We start from the raw sequence: 18754 nt of genomic DNA on the forward strand, positions 1-18754 counted from the left end.
CCCTCCGAAGAACATTCGGACATCGCTCGATCAGGTTTGCGAATCTTCGGAACGGACTGGGATCCTGGCAGGCATGCCGAACAATCCGCAGGCCCGCCGGGCACCCCTCGACGACGTCGACCGGGCGATCATCCGGGCCCTGGCCGACAACGCCCGCCTCCCGAACAACGCCCTCGCGGCCGCCGTCGGCATCGCCCCTTCCACCTGCCTGGCCCGGGTCCGCACCCTCCAGGACCGCGGCGCCATCCGCGGCTTCCGCGCCGAGCTGGACCCGGCCGCGATCGGGCTGCCGCTCCAGGCGATGATCTCGGTCCGACTGCGCGCCCACACCCGGGAGCAGAACGAGAGCTTCCGCGGCACCGCCCCCGACCTGCCCGGCGTGCTGGCCGTCTTCCACATGGCCGGCTCCGACGACTACCTGCTGCACGTCGGCGTCGCGAGCCCCGAGGCCCTGCGCGACTTCGTCGTGGACCACCTCACCACCCACCCGGCGGTGGCCCAGACCCGCACCAACCTGATCTTCGAGCAGATACCGGGCCGCCGCTACCTCTCCCCCGGCCCGTAGCGCCGACCGGCCGGCAGGACCATGTCGCCCCGGTGGCACGGCAGTTCGGCCTGCTGCGGGCACCCGCGGGGAGTCGGGGCTGCCGCCCGAGGGGACACGGTGTTCGGTCGGCCGAGGAACGGCTGCGGCTCGGCGGCCCGGCCGGGGTCCACGCCAGGTCCCCAGACCGCCACCCGGACCGCCGCCCGGACCGCCGCCCCGCCCGGCGACGTCGGCCGAATGCCTCAGGCGTCCGGGGCCTGGACGCCGCCGAGCAGGGCCCGGACCGTCGCCGTGGCGAACTCGTCCGGATCGGCCGGGCGCAGCGCCTCGGCCGGGCCCTCGCCGGCGTAGAACACCTCCAGGAAGGCGCGGTGGAAGCAGGCGCCGATCAGCAGCATCGCGGCGGCGTCCGGGTCTACGTCGGCGGCGACCCGGCCGAGCCGCTGTTCCGCCCGCAGGTACTCCGCCAGGTGTGAACTGACTTGGTGCGGGCCCGAGTTGTCCAGTTTGCGGCGGTGGGCGGCGAGCAGCTCAGGGCTGGCGAGCAGCCCGCCGGCCATCGGGAACGACTGCCGGTAGAACGGTACGGCGACCACGACCACCGCCTCCAGGTGCTCGCGGACCGTGCCCCGCCCGGCCCGGTCGGGCAGTTCGGCGACGGCGGCGGCCAACCGCGGGGCGCGCTCCCGCAGGACCCGGACGAAGATGTCCTCCTTGTCCCGGAAGTGCTTGTAGAGCGCCGCCTCCGAGCAGCCGGCCTCCCGGGCGATCTCCTTGGTGGTGGCCCGGACCAGGCCGACCGTGCCGATCAGCCGGGCGGCGGCGTCCAGCACCCGCGCCCTGGTCAGGGCCGCTCCGGTCAACGGCCGCTCGTCCTCACGTGCCTCCTGGTTCGTCATGGCCATCAGCCTACCTTGACAGGTGGGTGAGCACTCACTCACCCTGGGGAGAAGAAGGAAGTGAGCACTCACCCACCCCATCGGAGGGGTCATGAAACTCGCTGTTCTGGGCGCCACCGGCGGCATCGGCCGCCACCTGGTGACCCTCGCCCTCGCCGACGGACACCAGGTCACAGCCGCCGTCCGCGACCCGGCCCGCCTCCCCGTCCGGCACGACCGGCTGACCGTGGTCCGGGCCGATGCCTTGGACCAGGCCTCACTGGAGCCGGTGCTCGCGGGCGCCGACGCCGTGCTCTCCGGCATCGGCCAGGCCGGCCGGACGGACCCGCTCAAGCCCGCCTCGAACTCGGCCCGCGCCGCCGTCGCGGCCATGGCGGCCACCGGAGTGCGCCGGATCGTCGTGGTGAGCGCCGCGCCGCTCAACCGCTCCGGGGCCGGGCAGTCCCTCCTCACCGCGAAGGCCTTCGGACCGCTGCTCTGGGCGGTGCTCCGGGACGTGTACACCGACCTGGAGGCGATGGAGCGCGTACTGCGCGAGAGCGACCTGGACTGGACGGCCGTCCGGCCGCCGCGGCTGACCGACCGGCCCGGCCGGGGCCGCTACCGGCATGCCGTCGAGTCCGGTCCGGCCGGCTCCACCGTCCCGCGCGCCGACGTCGCCCGGGCCATGCTGGACCTGGTCACCGACCCGACGAGCTTCCGGCACGCGGTCGGCGTCAGCTCCTGAACCGGGCGGCCGCGAGGACCGGCGGCATGTCCACGACTCCTCCACGAATGTGTGCGGGAAGTGGAGTTGATGCGTCCTGACCCCTTGTCAGGCGGAACGTTCCTCCCTACCTTCGTGGTTCGGGATCCCGGCCCGCTCGGGCCTGAGCGTACGACCCGGCCGCGTCCCGCACCATCACCGGAGGCACGACCAGAGCTGGAGGCGACACATGCCCGGAACCATGACCGAGGAGATCCGCGACGCGGGTCCGCTGGTGATCGACGACGAGACCATCCTGTTCGAGGACGACGACCGCGCCGACCGCGAGGCCACCGCGTGTCTCGCCGACCCGTGGGTGACCGCCACCACCCGTCTCGCCTGCGACTTCAACTCCTGACGGTGACCGGTTCCATCGCCGGCCGCCGCGACTGGTCCGACGACACCTGGTCGTACCTGACCGACCCGCGGATGCCGGCGGTGGAACACGGTTGGAAGCTGCACGTCTCGGCCCGCCCCGGCGAACTCGACACCGTGCTCGCCCTCGCCCTGCCGGTGCTGGCGCGGTACGTCTGCCACGCCAAGTGGGCACTCGGCCCGGAGGTCCTGCGGGAGCTCAACTCCGGGGTGCGCAGCGCGGGTTCGGTCGGCAAGGCGATCACCGTCTACCCGGCGCCGGGCACCGCGGTCGCACTCGCCGAGGAACTCGTCACGGTGCTGCGCGGACAGCAGGGGCCGCAGGTCGTCAGCGATCGGCGGGTCGCTCCCGACGCACCCGTCTACTACCGGTACGGGCCGTTCACCGGTGACTACCGGACCGGGCGCGCCGGGCGGCTGGAGTCCGTCATGATCGGCCCGGACGGCCGGCTCTTCGACGGGCTGGCCGCCGCGACCTACCGCTGCCCGCCCTGGGCCGAGGACCCATTCGAGCGCCGGGCGGCCCGAGCGCCGTCCCCCGCCGACCCGGCCCTGGGCGGACGCTACCGGGTCACCGGCGGCATCGCGCGCAAGCCCCAGGGCAACGTCTACCGGGCGGTCGACCTCGGCACCGGGCTGCCGGTGGTGATCAAGCAGGCCCGGGCCTTCGCCGCCGAGGACGAGACCGGAGCGGACGCCCGGGACCGGCTGCGCCACGAACGCGTCGTCCTCGCCGCGCTCGACGGCCTGCCCGGAGTGCCCCGGGCCCTCGACACCTTCCGGCACCGCTCCGACGAGTACCTGGTGATGACCAGCTGCGGCGACCGGGACCTGCGGCGCGACGTCCAGGAGCACGGCCCCTACCGGCCCGACCGGGTCGCCGCGCTGGCCACCCGGCTGCTCCGGCTGCTGGACGGCATCCACCGGCGGGGCGTGGTCGTCCGCGACCTCAAGCCCGACAACATCACGCTGGACGCCGAAGGCCGCTGCCGGCTGGTCGACTTCGGGATCAGCGCACTCGACGGCGCCGGCCCGGACGGCTCCACCCCCGGCTACAGCGACCCGGTCCGACGCCCGGCCGGCCAACCCGCCCAGCCCGTCGACGACTACCACGCGCTGGGCGCGACCCTCGGCTTCGCCGCCACCGGCCTGGACCCGGTGATCGTCGACGGCGACCCCGCCGTCAACCGGGACCGTACCCTGGCCGGCCTGGGCCGGGCACTGCCCGGCGCGGAACACCGGCGACTCCGGGCCCTGATCGCCGAGTTGACCAGCCCCGACCCGGTGGAACGCGCCGCCGGCGCCGAACGGCTCCGGACCGGACGGTCGGCCGCCGGACCGTGCCGGACCACGCCTCCCCGGACCGAACCTCCCCGGACCACGGCTCCCCGGATCACGCCTCTCCGGATCGATGACGGCCTGCTCGCGGAGATCATCGAGCACACCACCGCGTACTGCGTGACCGAGGCCCAGCGGATCGCCGACCCGGTGCTCGCCGCCCGCGCCGCCGTTCCGACCCCGGTCGACGTCTACGGCGGGAGCGCGGGCCTCGGCCTGGAGCTGCTGCACCACCTCCACCGGCCCGGGGTACCCGCGGCCGTCGACGCCCTGGCGCGGTGGACGGCGGGGCGGTCCCGGCGCCTGTCGCCGGGCTTCTACTCGGGGCGCACCGGCGTCGAGCTGTTCCTCACGGCGGCCGGAACCGGGCCCGGCCCCGACGACGGCGACGACCTGCCGCCCCGGGGGCCGGACGGCGGGCCGACGGAGGCGGACCTGATCGAGGGGGTTGCCGGGATCGGCGTCGGCCGCCTGCTGCTGGCCCGGCTCGGCGGCGCCCGACTCGACCCCGCCCGGCTCGGCGGCGGCCGGCTCGACCCCGCCCGGCTCGGCGGCGGCGACCGGGAGCGGCACCTCGCCATCGCCGCCGACTGCGCCCGGGTGCTCGCCTCCGGCGGGGCCCGGCTCTCCCCCGCGGGCCCGGCCACCCCCGGCCGCGCCGCCCTGGCCGAAGGGCTGGCCCACGGCGAGGCGGGTGTCACCTACTTCCTGCTCGAGTACGCGAGTTCCAGCGGTGACCCGGCCGCCCTGCGCCGGGCCGAGCGGGCCTGCGCCCGGCTCGCCGCCGTCACCCCGGAGCTCCTCGCCCGGGCCACCGCCCCGGGGGCCACCCGCCGCTACGGCTCCTGGTGCCGGGGCCTGGCCGGGGTCGGCTCGGTGCTGGTCAGGGCCGCCGACCGGCTGGGCGAACCCGAGTACCTGGCCCTCGCCCGGCGGACCGCCCGCACCTGCGCCGCACTCGCGCCGCGGATGCCGCTGGTCACCCAGTGCTGCGGGCTGGCCGGCGTCGGCGAGCTGCTGGTGGACGTCGCGGCGGCCTGCGGCACGTACGGCTCCGGCCGCGAGCCCACCTCCGGCTCCGAGCCGGATTCCAGTGACGGCTCCGAGGAGTTCTGGGCGGCCGCCCGGACGGTCGCCGCGATCATCCTGAGCCGCAGCGGCGGCACCCCGTCCCGTCCGGTGTTCCCGGACACCGGGCTCGCCCGGCCGAGCGCCACCTGGGCCGGCGGCTCCGCCGGGGTGCTCGGCTTCCTCCGGCGGCTGCAGGAGCGGGGCGGCCCGCGCCTCGGCCTCATCGGCTGACCGAGCGGCCCCGCCCGCCGACCCCGTCCGCCCCCTCGCCTCCGCCTCCGCCGGCGCCGGGCAACCGCGGCAATCAGGCGCATCTGGAACAAAGTAGGATGGCCGAACTCCCGCGCTACGCGCGAAGAGTTCCATAAATGTTCCATTTGACCGATTCTCCCGCTTCACACGCACGGAGCCACCCTCATGGGCAACCTGTCCACCGCCGCCACCGACGACGGCGCGATAGAGACACGCGGTATCGAACCCGTCCCCGACCACGAGCGACGGGGCAGAGTCCGCGAGCTCTTCCCCACCTGGGTCGCGGCGAACATCAGCGTCCTGCTGCTCACCATGGGTGCGGCTCTGGTCGTGTTCAACCAGCTGAACTTCTGGCAGGTGCTGATCGTCGCCGCGTGCGCCGCACTCGCGTCGTTCGGCATGGTCGGCGTGCTGTCGGTCTCCGGCAAGTGGGGCGGGGCGCCCGGCGCGACCCTCTCCCGGGCCACCTTCGGTGTGCGCGGCAACCTCTTCCCCGGCGCGATCCTCTGGATCGCCCGGTTCGGCTGGGAGACGATCAACGCCGTCACCGGCGCCTACGCCGTGCTGACCGTCCTGGACCTGATGTTCGGCGTGAAGAGCAACACCGCGCTGATCGTGATCACGCTGTTCGCCTTCGTCGCCTGCACCTTCCTGGTCTCCGGCATGGGCCGCAAGGCGCTGAACGTCTGCAACACCTGGTCGACGTACCTGTTCGGGGTCTTCAGCATCCTGGTGCTGGGCTACCTGATCGCGACCATGAACTGGAGCGAGGTCTTCTCCAAGCCCGCGGGCACCACCGCGATGATGATCGCCGGCATCGGCACCATCGCCGCCGGCGGCATCAGCTGGGTCCCCACCGGCCCGGACTTCGCCCGCTACCTGCCGCACGCCGCCTCCGGCAAGAAGATCGTCGGCGTGACGGTCTCCGGCGCCGGCCTGGTCATGGTGCCGATGGTGCTGATGGGCGCCGTCATGGCGGTCGCCTCCCCCGGCCTGGCGCAGGCCGCGGACCCGGTCTCCTTCCTCGGCGACCTGCTGCCGACCTGGCTGGCCGTGCCCTACCTGCTCACCGCGATCGTGGGCATGCTCCTGATCAACAGCCTCTCCATGTACTCGGCCGGCTTCACCGCGCAGACCATGGGCGTCAAGCTGCCGCGCGCCATGGCCGTCAGCATCAACGCCGTGATCTCGCTGGTCGGCGGCCTGCTGCTGATGCTGGTCGCGAAGAGCTTCCTGGGCTCCTTCATCACCTTCCTGATCCTGCTCGCGGTCTCCTTCTCGGCCTGGATCGGCGTCTACGCGGTGGACATGTACCGCCGCCGCTCGCGCGCCGTGCGCTACGACGCCGACGCGCTGATGGACACCAGCCGCAACAGCCGCTACTGGTACACGGGCGGCTTCTGCTGGCAGGCCATGGTCGCCTGGGTGCTCGCCCTGCTCTTCGGCCTCGCCTTCACCAAGTGCGACTGGTTCGCCGGCCCGCTCTCCGGCACCCCGATCGGCAAGTACGGGCTCGCCTGGGCGGCGACCATCGTGATCTCCGCCGTCATCATGGCCGTGCTCCCCGCCCCGCGCGAGAACGCGTCGCGGGCGAACACCCCCGCCACCGCCGAACGTCCGGCGGACCAGGCCGAAGAGGTCACCGTCTGACCGACGCGTCGCTTCGTACGCCGCGCCACCCCGGACCGCCCGGTCGCCCGCTCACCCGAGCGGGCGACCGGGCGGTCCGCTTTCCGACCATGTGACGGTGCGCCCGCAGCGCGGCGGTGCGGCGGTGCACCCGCTCAGCCCAGCCCCGGCAGGCTCCGCAGCTCCCCGGCCGGGGCTGCCCCGCCCTATACCGCGTGGCGCAGGCCGCGCACGGAGGGGACGAGGAGGGGGCAGAGGGTGAGGGCGATCCACAGGAAGCCGCCGACCAGCGCGACCCGGGACGCCCCGAAGGCATTCGCCATGGGCGCGGCCGAGAGCTGCCCCGCCGGAATGGCGATGAAGGACCCGAGATTGTCGTAGGAGGAGATCCGGGCGATCTTGTCGTTCGGGATGTTCTCCTGGAGCGTGGTTTCCCAGGCGATGCTGTACAGCCCGAGGCTCAGACCCGCGACGAACGCGGTGGCGGCGAGCCAGTACGGGTTCGCCACCAGCCCCAGGGCGATCAGCGGAAGGCCCACCAGGCTCGCGCACAGCTGTGCCACGGGCAGGAGGCGCCTCACGGTGACCCGGTACATCACCATCGCGATGAGCAGCATGCCGACGGCCCTGACGCTGAGCACCAGGCCCCAGGAGGTCTCGCCGATCCGCTCCTTCGCGATCAGCGGTCCGAGGACCGTCCAGATGCCGACCTGGATGCAGTTCGCGACGCCGAACGAGGCGACGATCGTCCAGACCCAGGTCCTGGACCTGAACTCCGTCCACCCCTCCCGGAGGGCGACGAGGGCGCCGGCCTTGCGGGGCGGGGTGTTGCCCGGCACGCCGATCGGGAACATGCAGACCGCCGCGACGACATAGGTGGCGGCGTCGACGGCGATGGCCCAGCCGCCGTTGGCGGCCACCACGATGGTGGCGGCGACCGTCGGCCCGAGCACCTTGGTCGCGTTCTTGGTCGATCCCAGCGCCGAATTCGCGCGCTGGATCTGCGACTTGGGGACGATGTCCGGAACGATGCCGCGCAGCGCCGGGTTCGTGAAGGCCGCCATCGTTCCGTTCACGGCTTCCAGGACGATCAGCGAACCGAGGTCGTAGTTCCCGGAGATCAGCAGGAACGCGACGACGGCCTGCGTCAGGCCGGCCCCGAGATTCGACGCGAGGAGTACCAGTCGTCGCGGGAAGCGGTCCCCGACCACACCGCCGGCCAGGGTGAACACGATGAGTGGAACGGTATTGGCGGTGAGCACCGCACCCATGTCGCCGGCGCTGTTCGACGCGTTGAGCACGGCGAGGGAAAGCGCCACCGGAGTCATCGCACTGCCGAGCAGCGAGACCAGCCGTCCGGTGAAGAACCATCGGAAGGCCGGCAGTCGGAAGGGACTGGCAACAACCGTTCCCTGATCCGGGTCGTCAGCTGTGGCTTCGGTTTTCAGGCTCGTTCCCTTGTCCTGCTCAAGACGTGCGGAACCCGGCTGGAGGCGACCGAGACTACCGCACCGACGACTCGTAGCCGCAGTGCGGTCCCGTGCGCCGAACGCTTCACCGGCGTCTCATCGGCCTGCCGCCGACAAGGACTTGGTATGAGCACGGCAAAGGCTTCGCGCCGCCGTGTCCGCCATCTGGACGGAGCCACCGCCGAGTTGGTGTGGTGTCCGGGCTCGACCCGCACGGACAAACCTCCCACCCCCTCACACTCGGGAGCAGACGCATGCGCACACCCCTCAAGGCCGCCGCCCACACCCTCACCGCGCTGGCCCTGGCCGCCTTCGGCACCACCACCCTGGCCACCGGAGCCGAGGCCCAACCCGCCCCGGCCACAGCCCACTTCGGGGCCAAGCCGCTCCACCCCGGCGCCGCCGGGCAGCACGCCGCGACCAGCAGCAACACCCTCTCGGTCCGCTCCGCCGCGACCCAGGGCGTGGTGTCCCCCACCCCCAAGGTGTACCTGGTCTTCTGGGGCACCCAGTGGTCCGCCGACCCGGCCGGGGTCGCGACCGACATGCAGAACATGTTCAAGGGCCTCTACGGCAGCCAGGACACCTGGGGCACCATCCTCAGCCAGTACTGCGAGGGCGTCGCCAAGGGCACCACCAGCTGCGGCACCAACGGCGTCCACGTCCAGCACCCGGCCTCCTCCCCGCTGGCCGGCGTCTGGTTCGACAAGACCGCCGCCGCGCCCGCCAACGCCACCAGCACCCAGATCGCCGCCGAGGCCGGCAAGGCCGCCGCCCACTTCGGCAACACCACCCAGGCGCCCAACCTCAACGCCCAGTACGTGGTCGTCTCCCCGACCGGCACCCACCCGGACGGCTTCCCCAGCTCGGGCTTCTGCGCCTGGCACGACAAGACCAGCAGCTCCTACGGCAACCTGGCGTACACCAACCTGCCGTACATCCCGGACATGGGCGCGGGCGCCTGCACCACCTTCACGGACGGCCGGATGCTCTCCGGCATCGAGTCCACCGAGACCCACGAGTACGCCGAGACCGTCACCGACTTCTGGCCCAGCATCGGCTGGAACGGCGGCGGCGGCGAGATCGGCGACGAGTGCCAGAACCTCGACGCCTACGTCACCCTGAGCAGCGGCACCTTCGACCTCCAGGGCCTGTGGTCCAACAGCGCCAACAAGTGCGCGACGCACGGCTAGTGACGGAACGACGTGGGGCCGGGCGCGGGCCAGTCCGGCCCGGCCCCACGGCTCACGGCTCACGGCTCACGGCTCACGGCTCACGGCCACGGGCTCACCCCAGGCTCAGCACCGCCTCGGCGAAGGCCTCCGGCGCCTCCTGCGGCACGTTGTGCCCCACCCCCGGCAGGGTCCTGACTCCGCACGGCCCGGTGAACCGCTCCGTCCCCAGCTGGTCGGCGGGCGCGATCACCCCGTTGTCGCCGCCCACCAGCACCACCGTGGGCACCTCGATCGGCGGCCGGGCGGCCAGCCGCTCCTCCAGCGCCCGGTAGCGCGGGTCGCCCTCCACCAGTCCGTACCGGTGCCGGTAGGAGTGCACCGACACCTCGACGAAGTCCGGGTTGTGCAGGCTGACCGCCGACGCCGCGAACGCCTCCTCGGCGGCCGGCCAGGTCGGCGACCACAACCGCCAGAGCAGCCGGCACAGTTCCTCACGGTTGCGCTCCAGCCCCCGGCGGCCCCGCTCCGAGTGGAAGTAGTACTGGTACCAGAAGTTGTGCTCCGCCTCCGGCGCGGCCGGTTCGACCGCCCCGGCGATGTCCTGGACGGTGTAGCCGCCCGCCGTCACCAGGCCGTGGATCCGCTCCGGCCACAACGCCGCCGCCGCGCAAGCCGCGCGCCCGCCCCAGTCGTAGCCCGCGACCACGGCCCGCTCGATCCCCAGCGCGTCCATGAACTCCACCAAGTCCTGCGCGAGCGCGGCCTGCTGGCCGCTGCGCGGGGTCTGCTCGGCCAGGAACCTGGTCGGCCCGAAGCCGCGGAGGTACGGTGTCAGCACCTCCCGCCCGGCCTCCGCAAGCCGCCGGGCCACCTCGTCGTAGGCCCGCACGTCGTAGGGGAAGCCGTGCAGCAGGATCACCGGGACGTCGGTCTTCCGGCGCCGCTCACCGGTCCGGTGGTAGGCGACCTCCAGCACCGGTGTCGTCACCCGGTGCGGCTCGCCCGGCTCGTGGGAACTCGCAGTCATCCGGCCATGCTCGCACGCCCGACGCGAACGCCCCTGCCCCAGGGTCAAGCAGGCCGAGGCCGAGCGCGGCCATCGCCGACGCCGTACGCCTGGAGGGCGACGCCGAGGCCGCCGCCATCTTGACCAAGGGATCAGCCGAGGGGCAGGCTCTCCCGCACCGTCGCCGACAACGTCGTCGAGGGCATGGAACTCCTCGGCTGCGCCAGCGGGATCGACCTCGCCCAGTTCCTCAAGGGGTCGGTGAGGGCAAGCCCGACGAAGGCCGAGGAGCCGGTTCCGGTCAACGGCGAGACCATCGTCATCGACTGAGGACAGCGGCGGACATGGGGCCCACATCGGAAGCGGCCCCCACACCGGCCGCTGCCTGACGGACACGACACGCCTTCGGCCGCGCGCGACACGACTGCGTCACAGCCCGGGGATGCAGATGCTTCAGCGATAGGATCGCGACCGGTCGATGGGTTCGACCGGGACGCTCCTTCCCCCTGCGCACCTGCGGGATTCCCGGGGTTCGGCACGGGCGAGTTCCACGAGTCGCGGAGTGGGTGTGCCACATGCACGAGGCCTTGTTCCCCGACGCCCTGAGCGACCTTCCCGGTCCAAGGGCCCGAGGCCTACGCCACGATCAACGCACGACCTGTTCACCGAATCGCCCTTCCACATCGCCGTGTTCGACACCCGGCAGTGCTTCGTCGCACAGAACGCACAGCGCCTGGAGGGATTGCCCGACCACAACTTCGCCGGACATACCATGCGGGAGGTGGCGCCGGCCGGGCTGCTCGACCTCGCGGCTTTCGAGCGGCGTCAACGGCGAGTGCTGGCCACTGGTGAGGCGCTGGTCGCCGCCGAAGTCCACACCTGCGTTCGCCTTCCCGACCGGCCGGACCGAAGCCGGACGTACTCGGACACCGTCGTTGCGCTGCGCAACGATGCCGACGAGGTGGTCGGACTGGCGCACCTGATGATCGACGTGACCGAACGGGCCCGGGCGCGGGACCTGTTGACGATGGTCAACGAGCCGGGCACGAAGATCGGCAGTACTCTCGACGTCCTGCGCACCGCGCAGGAACTGACCGATGTGGCCGTGCCGCTCTTCGCCGACCACGCCTATGTCAACCTGCTGGCCCCGGTGTTCGGCCGACAGTTTCTGCCAGGCCCGCCAGGGCACCTTCTTGGCTAGGGTGTCCGCGCGGGACTTCCCCGCGCTGGTGGTGGCTTCGTGCGAGCAGGCCACCGCGAGGACGTAGCCGGTGCCGCGTTCCTCCAGCGCGGTCCGCAGATTCGGGTTGCCTCCGTAGACCTCGTCGCCCGCCACCCACGCGGCCCGGTGGCCGGCGTTGAGGAGCCCGGTGACCATGCGAGCGGCCAGTTCCGGCTTGGTGGCGAAGGAGGTCTTCTCGGGCAGGCCCGCAGCCCGACAGCGGTCGGGGTCGGCGATCCACGAGCGCGGAACGTACAGTTCCCGGTCCACGGCCGCGTGGCCGCGCCGGCCAGCGTAGACAAGGTAGACCGCGACCTGGGCGTTTTCGATACTGCCTGCGGTGCCGGTGTACTGGCGCTGGACACCGACCGTGGCGGTGCCCTTCTTCAGGTCGCCTGTCTCGTCGACCACCAGCACCACCTGGTCGTCGTGCAGATGCTCCACCACGTAACCGCGCACGTCGTCACGGACGGCGTCGGCGTCCCACTTGGGCCGCCCCAGCAGGTGCTGCATGCCGTCCGGGCTGGTATCCCCGGCCCGTTCGGCGATGGTCCAGCAGTTCTTGCGCGGCAGATCCGACAGCAGCCCGAGCACCAATCGCCGGACCCGGTGTCGGGGCTCGACCCGCTTGAACCGGCCCGCGATCCGGCCCATCAGGCCCTCGAACGCCTCTTGCCATCGAGCAGGGTCTACGCTGTGACCTGCGGCCACCGCATGATCTTCAGTCTTCACACACCGATGGTCAACGGTGGCCGCAGCCATCCCGCAGCCGGCCCATCGGCAAGATCGCGGTCTACGGCTGGAGTACCAGGTCGCGCTGATACCAGGTGCCTGGCTCACCGCCGAGGTCGGCCGGGTCTGCCGGGCCGACCGGGACGAACCCGGCCTTGGTCAGCACCTTCTGGGACGCGGCATTGGCGTGGGCGGCGGCTGCCCGCAGTGTGCGCACCCTGTGCCGCGCCGCCGCCAGCTGGCACAACTCCCGGACGGTCGCGGTCGCCACGCCGCGGCCGACGATGTGCTGCGCGACCCGGTAACCGAGGCCGGCAGTGCCGTCCTCGAAGTCGTACAGGTTGAACCGGCCCAGAACTGAGCCATCCTCGGCGACCAGCACGTAGAAAGCGCAGATGTCAGCCTCTTGCTCAGCCAGCAAGGCGCTGTACCGGTCGGCGAACTGGTCGTAGAACTCATCGCCCCGGTCGGGCACCGAGGCAGCGAAGTAAGCACGGTTCGCCAGCTCGAAGGCCAGGACCGCCGGGGCATGGCCAGCATCCAGCTGCTTCAACTCGGGCATGGCGCAACTCTATCCAGGCGGAGCGCCGAGGCCACCTGAGTTTCCATCAGCGGCACACAACCCAAGGCCATGGCACGTCACGATCTACAGCTGGAGTACGAGTGGCCCTCGCCCTGTCGTCCGCAATCTGGTGATGCCCTCGGCCCGCCGCGGTCCGGACCGAGCGGCCCGCGGCCTCGCTCGCTGAACTCCCCGCTTGCTTCGAAGAGCAACGAGCTGGGAGTCGAGAGCGGGGCCGGGGACATTCGAGGGTCCATCAGCCTGCGAGGCCCGGCCGACCAGTACCGGGTCGGCTGGCAGCGCGGCGGCACCGGGCGGCGGGAAGGCCGCGATCACGCCTCTGCGCGTGCCGACGGTGTAGTTCAGCAGGGTGGAGTAGGGCCCTGCCAGAGCGGAGTGGCGGGGAACCGGAAGGTGGCGGCCGAGCTGGCTGCGGCCGCTGTTTGGTCAGCAGCAGGTCCACCGGGTGGCCGGCAGCGTCGACGTCTTCGAATCGCAGCGCGAGGCCGAGCCCGTCAGACAGTGGTTGCGGTAGGCCGGCGGCCCGGGACCAGCGGGCCGTCACCGCGTATGTGCCGGGCCGGTCGAGCCACTGCATCTCCCACCGCCGCCGCGAGGACGCCACCGTAGGTGGCCCGTGAGCTTCGACACCTCGGCGAAGTGCCGCTCGTCGTCAGCGGCCGACGGTCTCGGTCCTAAGGCGGAGGGTGGCGGCGAAGTCCTCGGCTCGGGCGAGCTGGACGCGCAGGTCAGCGATCCGGTCCTGCGCGTCGTGCTCGAAGCCGCGCACCCGCTCGATTAGCTTGTCCCGCTCGTCGCCGTCGAGCTGCTCGTCGGTGTCCAGGCGATCGGTGGCATCGAGGAGGTCGCGCATCTGATCGAGAGTGAACCCGAGCGGCTTCATGCGGCGGATGACCATCAGGCGGGCGACGTCGTTCTCGGTGTAGAGGCGGAAGCCGCCTTGGGAGCGGGCAGAGGGAACGACCAGGCCGGTCTCCTCGTAGTGGCGGATGGTGCGCAGGGACAGCTCGGTTCGTGCGGCGACCTCGCCGATCTGCATGTGCTTGCCGTCCACGAACGTGATCCTCCGGCCGTTCTCGTCAGCTCCGGTCGGGGCCCGCCCGGACACCGGTGATCCCTACCCTAACGTTAGGGTAGGGTTTCGGCGGAGTCAGCGGGCTGCCCGCCGCCCCGCGCTCTGCCGTGTCGGGGCGAGACCCCGGCGAAGATCCGATTCCCGCAGGAGAGAAGCGTGCGCGAGCCCACGACGCCCGGCGCAGCCGCCTGCCCGCCGTGACGCTTCACCCCGGGACATAAGCTCGGCCGCGCTGGCGCGTAGGGCCCCGCCCCGTTCTGTCTGACTTCCGGCTCCATGCTCACGGAGCCGCCCTCGGGGTGCCGCCCCGGTCCTTCCGCGTCTTCCCTCGCCCCCGGCCCGCCGCAGAGGTGCGCCCGAGTACGACAGGTACGTTCCTTGCCCTCTCCTGCTGCTTCGTGGACCGCTCACCTGCGCGGCCTCAAGCCCGACTGGCTGTCCGACCCGAAGGTCTGGCGTACCGAGGTCCTCGCGGGCCTGGTCGTCGCGCTCGCGCTGATCCCCGAGGCGATCTCGTTCTCGATCATCGCCGGGGTCGACCCCAGGATCGGCCTGTTCGCCTCGTTCACCATGGCGGTCACCATCGCCATCGTCGGCGGCCGCCGCGCGATGATCTCCGCAGCCACCGGCGCCGTTGCCCTGGTGATCGGCCCGCTGAACCGCGAACACGGCCTCGGCTACCTGGTCGCCACGGTCATCCTCGCCGGCGTCTTCCAGATCGGACTCGGCGCGCTCGGCGTCGCGAAGCTGATGCGCTTCGTGCCCCGCAGCGTGATGGTCGGCTTCGTCAACGCCCTGGCGATCCTGATCTTCATGGCTCAGATCCCCGAGATGAGTCACGTCCCCTGGGCTGTGTACCCGCTGATCGTCGGCGGCCTGGCCCTGATGGTGCTCTTCCCGAAGATCACCACCGTCGTGCCGGCACCCCTGGTGTCCATCGTGATCCTGACCACCGTCACCGTCGGGGCCGGGATCGCGGTGCCGACCGTCGGCGACAAGGGCGCGCTGCCGTCCTCCCTGCCGGTGCCGGGTCTGCCGGACGTGCCGTTCACGATGGACACCCTGACCACCATCGCCCCCTACGGCCTCGCGATGGCGCTGGTCGGTCTGATGGAGTCACTGATGACGGCCAAGCTCGTCGACGAGATCACCGACACCCGCTCCGACAAGACCCGCGAGTCGATCGGTCAGGGCATCGCCAACATCGTCACCGGCCTCTTCGGCGGCATGGGCGGCTGCGCGATGATCGGCCAGACCATGATCAACGTGAAGGTGTCCGGAGCCCGCACCCGCCTGTCCACCTTCCTGGCCGGAGCGTTCCTGATGGTGCTGTGCATCGTCTTCGGCCCGGTCGTCTCCGACATCCCGATGGCCGCCCTGGTCGCCGTCATGGTGATGGTCTCCTTCGCGACCTTCGACTGGCACTCCGCCGCCCCCGCGACGCTCAAGCGGATGCCGACCGGCGAGATCGCCGTCATGGTGATCACCGTGGCGTGCGTCGTGGCCACCCACAACCTCGCCATCGGCGTCGTCGTCGGCTCGGTCACCGCGATGGTCGTCTTCGCCAAGCGGGTCGCCCACCTCGCCGACGTCACCTCCGTCACCGATCCCGACGGCCACCAGATCGTCTACTCCGTGACCGGCGAGCTCTTCTTCGCTTCCAGCAACGACCTCGTCGGCCGGTTCGACTACGCGAACGACCCCTCCCACGTCGTCATCGACCTCAGCCGGGCCCACATCTGGGACGCGTCCTCCGTTGCCGCCCTCGACGCCATCGAGGCCAGGTACGCCCGGCGCGGCAAGGCGGTCGAGATCACCGGCCTCAACAGCCCGAGCGCCGAGCTCCACGGCCGTCTCAGCGGAGAACTCGCGGCCGGCCACTGATGTGGCGGAGACGCCCCAGCGGCATCACGGCGACGGCCGCCGAGATCGCGCACGTACCCGACCTCCGGGCACACCACGGCGCGCTGTGTGCGGCTTCGCCGTAGACCGGGCGAACCAGTGTCGGCATCCGCCCGGCCGGGTGCGAGTACGACGACTCAACGGAGTCGGCAGCCGGTGCGGGCGTACCCGAGCGCGAGGCAGGCCGAGCACCAGGCGCCGGCCACGAAGATCAGGCTCCCGGCCGGAGGTCCGGTGGTGAAAAACTGCTCCGACCACGTGGCGAGCGCGGCCGTCGCCTGGGCGAGGGCCGGGCCGCTCGCGCGGGCGAGCGCGCCACGTCCCCTTCCGGTACGGGCGCGCGCCTTGCCGGCAGCCAGTACCGTCAGGACGAGAACGGCCGCGCCGGTCCACCACCGTTCGACAGCGGGGGCGTCCCGACCGGCACCGGTCGGCACGCTCAGGGCCAGCAGGACGGGCACCGGAGCCGTGTGAGCGGCAGCGGTCCACCGCAGGCGCGCTCGGCGACGCCGGGTCGGAAGACGACCAGACCGTGGCCGTGGGGGCGACGAGGCCGAGCAGCGACACGAGCGGATAGCCCCGAGCAGCACGGCGGAGCCGTCCGCAGCGGCCGGGAGCAGGATGCTGATCCCGGCCGCCAGCCAGCCGATCGTCACGTAGTCCAGGGATAAGGCCGACCGTGGCCGGAGCTCGGCGTGTTCCCCGTCCTCCGCCGCGTCCCTGTGGCAGCCGGTGTCCCCGGGGCGCGGTCCTGCGCGGTCCGTCACGTCACTGCGCTTCGGCCTGGCGCTCGACGTCCTCGATTCCGCTCGGGCTGCCGGCCCGCACCCAGCGCACGTACAGGCCCGCGCCGATCAGCACGGTCGCGACCAGGGAGAGCACCGGCCAGCCGCGCAGCAGGTTCACCACCAGGGTGAAGGCGACGGCTGCGGCGGCGAGGGCATTGATCGCGGCGACCAGCGGCTTGCGCTCGGTGCGGGCGAAGCGGCTCATGGCGAGCAGGCCGACGAGGAAGCTGACGAAGACGGAGACGGCGTAGAACAGCACCAGTTCCTGTTCCTGACCCGCTGCGGCGAGGATGATCACGGCGGCCGCTGCGAGGTAGACGACGACGGACCAGTACGGGGTGTGGTGCTTGTTGGTCCTGCCGAGCACGTGCGGCAGGACGCCCGGGTTGTCGGCCGTCCCGGCCAGGGCCTTCAGCAGACCCGGTCCGGCCTGGAAGGAGGAGCTGGCAGCGGCGAGCAGGAGCAGGGAGCTGGTGAGCTGGAAGGCGCTGTAGAGCCAGCCGGGGCCGGCGGCGGCGTGGGCGATGTCGGCGATCTGGGTGGAGTCGGCACCGGGCAGGCCGATGTGCAGCTTCACGGCCAGGGCGGTCAGGGCGAGGGTCAGCCCGCCGACGATGACGACCAGCAGGGCGAGGGTGCCGCGGCCGAAGCGGCGGCGGTGGGTGTCGTCGAGCTGGCCGAGCTGCGCGATCGCGGTGGACGGAGCCTCCACGCCGGTGGCCAGGGCCATGGCGACCGGGAAGGCCATCACGACGGCGAGCGCGGCCGAGCGTCCCGGGTCGGTGTGGGCGGCGGCGGTGCCGGTGGCGTGCGGGGCGGCGAAGCCCAGGACGAGCACCACGACGGCCACCACGACGAACACCGCGGTCATCGCGGCGAACAGCAGGCGGCCACCGTGCCCGAACCAGGTCAGGCCCGCCACGACCACCAGCATCACGAGGGCCAACGGAATCCGCACCGGGGCCAGGACCGGGAACAGGGCGATCACCGCGCTGGCGGCGGCGGCGATGGAGATGCCGATCGTCAGGACGAAGTCGACGACCAGGGCACCGATCGGCAGGAACGTCCACCGAGGTCCGAACGCGCGCCCGGCGGCGGCCGCCGCCCCGCCGCCCTTCGGGAAGCGCCGCACCAGCTGCCAGTAGTTGGCGGTGACGACGACAACCAGGCCGACGACCAGGGCCATGGTCGGCAGCAGGAGCGCGAGGTCACCGTGCAGGGCGTGCAGCGCGGCCTCGATCGCGTAGGCGACGGAGGAGACGGGGTCCGCGATGACGGCGAACGCGAACGCGAAGAAGAGGACCTGGCGCCGGGGCCCGCCACCGGCTATGGCTAGTGCGGGCCCGGGGGACGTGGAAGTCGGCACGGCTGCAAGCCCTTCGCAGGAGGGTACGGCGGATCACTGTGCCGACCAGACTTCCCGGCTCACCGGTCCGAAAGGCTACGTCAAGAACGCGACAGTGGAGCGTCAAGGACGCGTTAAGATCATCGGCTCGTCCGGATGCCGCCGCCCTGGGCGATCGCCGCCGAGTTCGTGGCCGCCCCGGTCAGTTCGGCGCCCGGACCGAATGCCGTGGTCCGCGAGGGCTTGAGGCGCCTGCTCTCGCCTTGCGGAACCGAGTGGCGGCCGGTCACCGTCGAGGCCGGAGAACAGTGCCGCTAGAGCAGGAAGCGCAGCCGCTCATCCACCGCGCCCGGCGCGATCTCGATGATCTCCGCCGTGACGACGTCCTGGGCGACGAACGGATCCTCGGCGACGCGCTCGTGCAGTTCCTCGGGCGAGGTGTTGTGGGCGAGGACCGCGCCGCCGAGGCCCGGCTTGATGCTGCCGACCAGAAGGAAGACCCCGTCGTCCAGGCCGCGCTTGATCCACTCCTGGTGGCCGGCCATGTGCTCGCCGGCTGCGGTCTTGTTGTCGGAGAACCGGAGCAGGACCACGAACATGC

General features: G+C 72.0%; 17 protein-coding genes and 1 pseudogene. 9 read left to right on the plus strand and 9 right to left on the minus strand.

All coding sequences use genetic code 11. The annotated features are described in order from the left end of the window. Positions 1-73: 73 nt before the first annotated feature. The gene (locus ACZ47G_RS11540; RefSeq protein WP_465741382.1) at positions 74-565 is read left to right on the plus strand and encodes an Lrp/AsnC family transcriptional regulator; all 492 of its coding nucleotides are present in this window, start codon (positions 74-76) and stop codon (positions 563-565) included. Positions 566-789: 224 nt separating this feature from the next. Here ACZ47G_RS11540 and ACZ47G_RS11545 read toward each other — a convergent pair whose 3' ends face one another. Further along, positions 790-1446, minus strand: a complete 657-nt coding sequence (locus ACZ47G_RS11545; protein WP_465741384.1) for a TetR/AcrR family transcriptional regulator — start codon at positions 1444-1446, stop codon at positions 790-792. A gap of 91 nt (positions 1447-1537) precedes the next feature. On the opposite strand from ACZ47G_RS11545, the gene ACZ47G_RS11550 reads away from it, so the two are divergent. The 4 genes from ACZ47G_RS11550 (at position 1538) to ACZ47G_RS11565 (ending at position 6877) form a co-directional block, all read left to right on the plus strand. After that, positions 1538-2173: an NAD(P)-dependent oxidoreductase gene (locus ACZ47G_RS11550; protein WP_465741386.1), complete on the plus strand. Its 636-nt coding sequence runs from the start codon at positions 1538-1540 to the stop codon at positions 2171-2173. A gap of 208 nt (positions 2174-2381) precedes the next feature. Next, positions 2382-2549, plus strand: coding sequence for an SflA family class IV lanthipeptide (locus tag ACZ47G_RS11555; RefSeq protein ID WP_380463372.1), 168 nt, complete (start codon positions 2382-2384; stop codon positions 2547-2549). Between the two features lie 2 nt (positions 2550-2551). Next, entirely contained in the window at positions 2552-5206 is a 2655-nt protein-coding gene (gene lanL, locus ACZ47G_RS11560) for a class IV lanthionine synthetase LanL (RefSeq protein WP_465741388.1), read from the plus strand. Positions 5207-5392: 186 nt separating this feature from the next. Further along, positions 5393-6877: a purine-cytosine permease family protein gene (locus tag ACZ47G_RS11565; RefSeq protein ID WP_465741390.1), complete on the plus strand. Its 1485-nt coding sequence runs from the start codon at positions 5393-5395 to the stop codon at positions 6875-6877. Positions 6878-7062: 185 nt separating this feature from the next. Here the strand turns inward: ACZ47G_RS11565 and ACZ47G_RS11570 are convergent, their stop codons facing one another. Next, positions 7063-8304, minus strand: coding sequence for an MFS transporter (locus ACZ47G_RS11570; protein WP_465741474.1), 1242 nt, complete (start codon positions 8302-8304; stop codon positions 7063-7065). Between the two features lie 275 nt (positions 8305-8579). Between ACZ47G_RS11570 and ACZ47G_RS11575 the strand changes: the two genes are divergently transcribed. Next, the gene (locus ACZ47G_RS11575) at positions 8580-9518 is read left to right on the plus strand and encodes a hypothetical protein (protein ID WP_465741392.1); all 939 of its coding nucleotides are present in this window, start codon (positions 8580-8582) and stop codon (positions 9516-9518) included. Positions 9519-9612: 94 nt separating this feature from the next. Here the strand turns inward: ACZ47G_RS11575 and ACZ47G_RS11580 are convergent, their stop codons facing one another. After that, a complete protein-coding gene (locus ACZ47G_RS11580; RefSeq protein ID WP_465741394.1) occupies positions 9613-10527 on the minus strand; it encodes an alpha/beta fold hydrolase in 915 nt (304 codons plus the stop codon). A 183-nt stretch (positions 10528-10710) separates the two neighbouring features. On the opposite strand from ACZ47G_RS11580, the gene ACZ47G_RS11585 reads away from it, so the two are divergent. Next, positions 10711-10836: a hypothetical protein gene (locus ACZ47G_RS11585; protein ID WP_465741396.1), complete on the plus strand. Its 126-nt coding sequence runs from the start codon at positions 10711-10713 to the stop codon at positions 10834-10836. Positions 10837-10984: 148 nt separating this feature from the next. Further along, positions 10985-11707, plus strand: a complete 723-nt coding sequence (locus ACZ47G_RS11590; RefSeq protein ID WP_465741476.1) for a PAS domain-containing protein — start codon at positions 10985-10987, stop codon at positions 11705-11707. On the opposite strand, the pseudogene ACZ47G_RS11595 reads toward ACZ47G_RS11590, so the two are convergent. The 3 genes and pseudogenes from ACZ47G_RS11595 to ACZ47G_RS11605 all read right to left on the minus strand — a co-directional run. Beyond that, positions 11663-12382 (minus strand): annotated as a pseudogene (locus tag ACZ47G_RS11595) (IS701 family transposase); the annotation flags it as partial. The gene ACZ47G_RS11590 and the pseudogene ACZ47G_RS11595 sit on opposite strands and share 45 nt — an antisense overlap. 139 nt (positions 12383-12521) lie before the next feature. After that, positions 12522-13022: a GNAT family N-acetyltransferase gene (locus ACZ47G_RS11600; RefSeq protein ID WP_465741398.1), complete on the minus strand. Its 501-nt coding sequence runs from the start codon at positions 13020-13022 to the stop codon at positions 12522-12524. Positions 13023-13695: 673 nt separating this feature from the next. Continuing rightward, a complete protein-coding gene (locus ACZ47G_RS11605; protein WP_465741400.1) occupies positions 13696-14097 on the minus strand; it encodes a MerR family transcriptional regulator in 402 nt (133 codons plus the stop codon). Positions 14098-14496: 399 nt separating this feature from the next. On the opposite strand from ACZ47G_RS11605, the gene ACZ47G_RS11610 reads away from it, so the two are divergent. Then, positions 14497-16002 carry a SulP family inorganic anion transporter gene (locus ACZ47G_RS11610; RefSeq protein ID WP_465741402.1) on the plus strand — a complete coding sequence of 502 codons (1506 nt, stop codon included), beginning with the start codon at positions 14497-14499 and terminating at the stop codon, positions 16000-16002. A gap of 155 nt (positions 16003-16157) precedes the next feature. Here ACZ47G_RS11610 and ACZ47G_RS11615 read toward each other — a convergent pair whose 3' ends face one another. From ACZ47G_RS11615 to ACZ47G_RS11625, 3 genes are all read right to left on the minus strand, one after another. Then, positions 16158-16481: a hypothetical protein gene (locus ACZ47G_RS11615; protein WP_465741404.1), complete on the minus strand. Its 324-nt coding sequence runs from the start codon at positions 16479-16481 to the stop codon at positions 16158-16160. 307 nt (positions 16482-16788) lie between these two features. Beyond that, complete coding sequence (locus tag ACZ47G_RS11620; protein ID WP_465741406.1) at positions 16789-18174, minus strand: amino acid permease; 1386 nt, start codon at positions 18172-18174, stop codon at positions 16789-16791. Positions 18175-18467: 293 nt separating this feature from the next. Beyond that, the gene (locus ACZ47G_RS11625) at positions 18468-18752 is read right to left on the minus strand and encodes a YciI family protein (protein WP_465741408.1); all 285 of its coding nucleotides are present in this window, start codon (positions 18750-18752) and stop codon (positions 18468-18470) included. Positions 18753-18754: the final 2 nt, after the last annotated feature.

The sequence above is a fragment of the Kitasatospora sp. NPDC030952 genome, assembly GCF_055571335.1.

What these genes read in the sequence shown, in the direction of transcription:
- ACZ47G_RS11540 (WP_465741382.1), top strand. Translation starts at nt 74, where the DNA reads ATGCCGAACAATCCGCAGGCCCGCCGGGCACCCCTCGACGACGTCGAC.
- ACZ47G_RS11545 (WP_465741384.1), bottom strand. Translation starts at nt 1,446, where the DNA reads ATGACGAACCAGGAGGCACGTGAGGACGAGCGGCCGTTGACCGGAGCG.
- ACZ47G_RS11550 (WP_465741386.1), top strand. Translation starts at nt 1,538, where the DNA reads ATGAAACTCGCTGTTCTGGGCGCCACCGGCGGCATCGGCCGCCACCTG.
- ACZ47G_RS11555 (WP_380463372.1), top strand. Translation starts at nt 2,382, where the DNA reads ATGCCCGGAACCATGACCGAGGAGATCCGCGACGCGGGTCCGCTGGTG.
- ACZ47G_RS11565 (WP_465741390.1), top strand. Translation starts at nt 5,393, where the DNA reads ATGGGCAACCTGTCCACCGCCGCCACCGACGACGGCGCGATAGAGACA.
- ACZ47G_RS11575 (WP_465741392.1), top strand. Translation starts at nt 8,580, where the DNA reads ATGCGCACACCCCTCAAGGCCGCCGCCCACACCCTCACCGCGCTGGCC.
- ACZ47G_RS11580 (WP_465741394.1), bottom strand. Translation starts at nt 10,527, where the DNA reads ATGACTGCGAGTTCCCACGAGCCGGGCGAGCCGCACCGGGTGACGACA.
- ACZ47G_RS11585 (WP_465741396.1), top strand. Translation starts at nt 10,711, where the DNA reads ATGGAACTCCTCGGCTGCGCCAGCGGGATCGACCTCGCCCAGTTCCTC.
- ACZ47G_RS11590 (WP_465741476.1), top strand. Translation starts at nt 10,985, where the DNA reads ATGGGTTCGACCGGGACGCTCCTTCCCCCTGCGCACCTGCGGGATTCC.
- ACZ47G_RS11600 (WP_465741398.1), bottom strand. Translation starts at nt 13,022, where the DNA reads ATGCCCGAGTTGAAGCAGCTGGATGCTGGCCATGCCCCGGCGGTCCTG.
- ACZ47G_RS11625 (WP_465741408.1), bottom strand. Translation starts at nt 18,752, where the DNA reads ATGTTCGTGGTCCTGCTCCGGTTCTCCGACAACAAGACCGCAGCCGGC.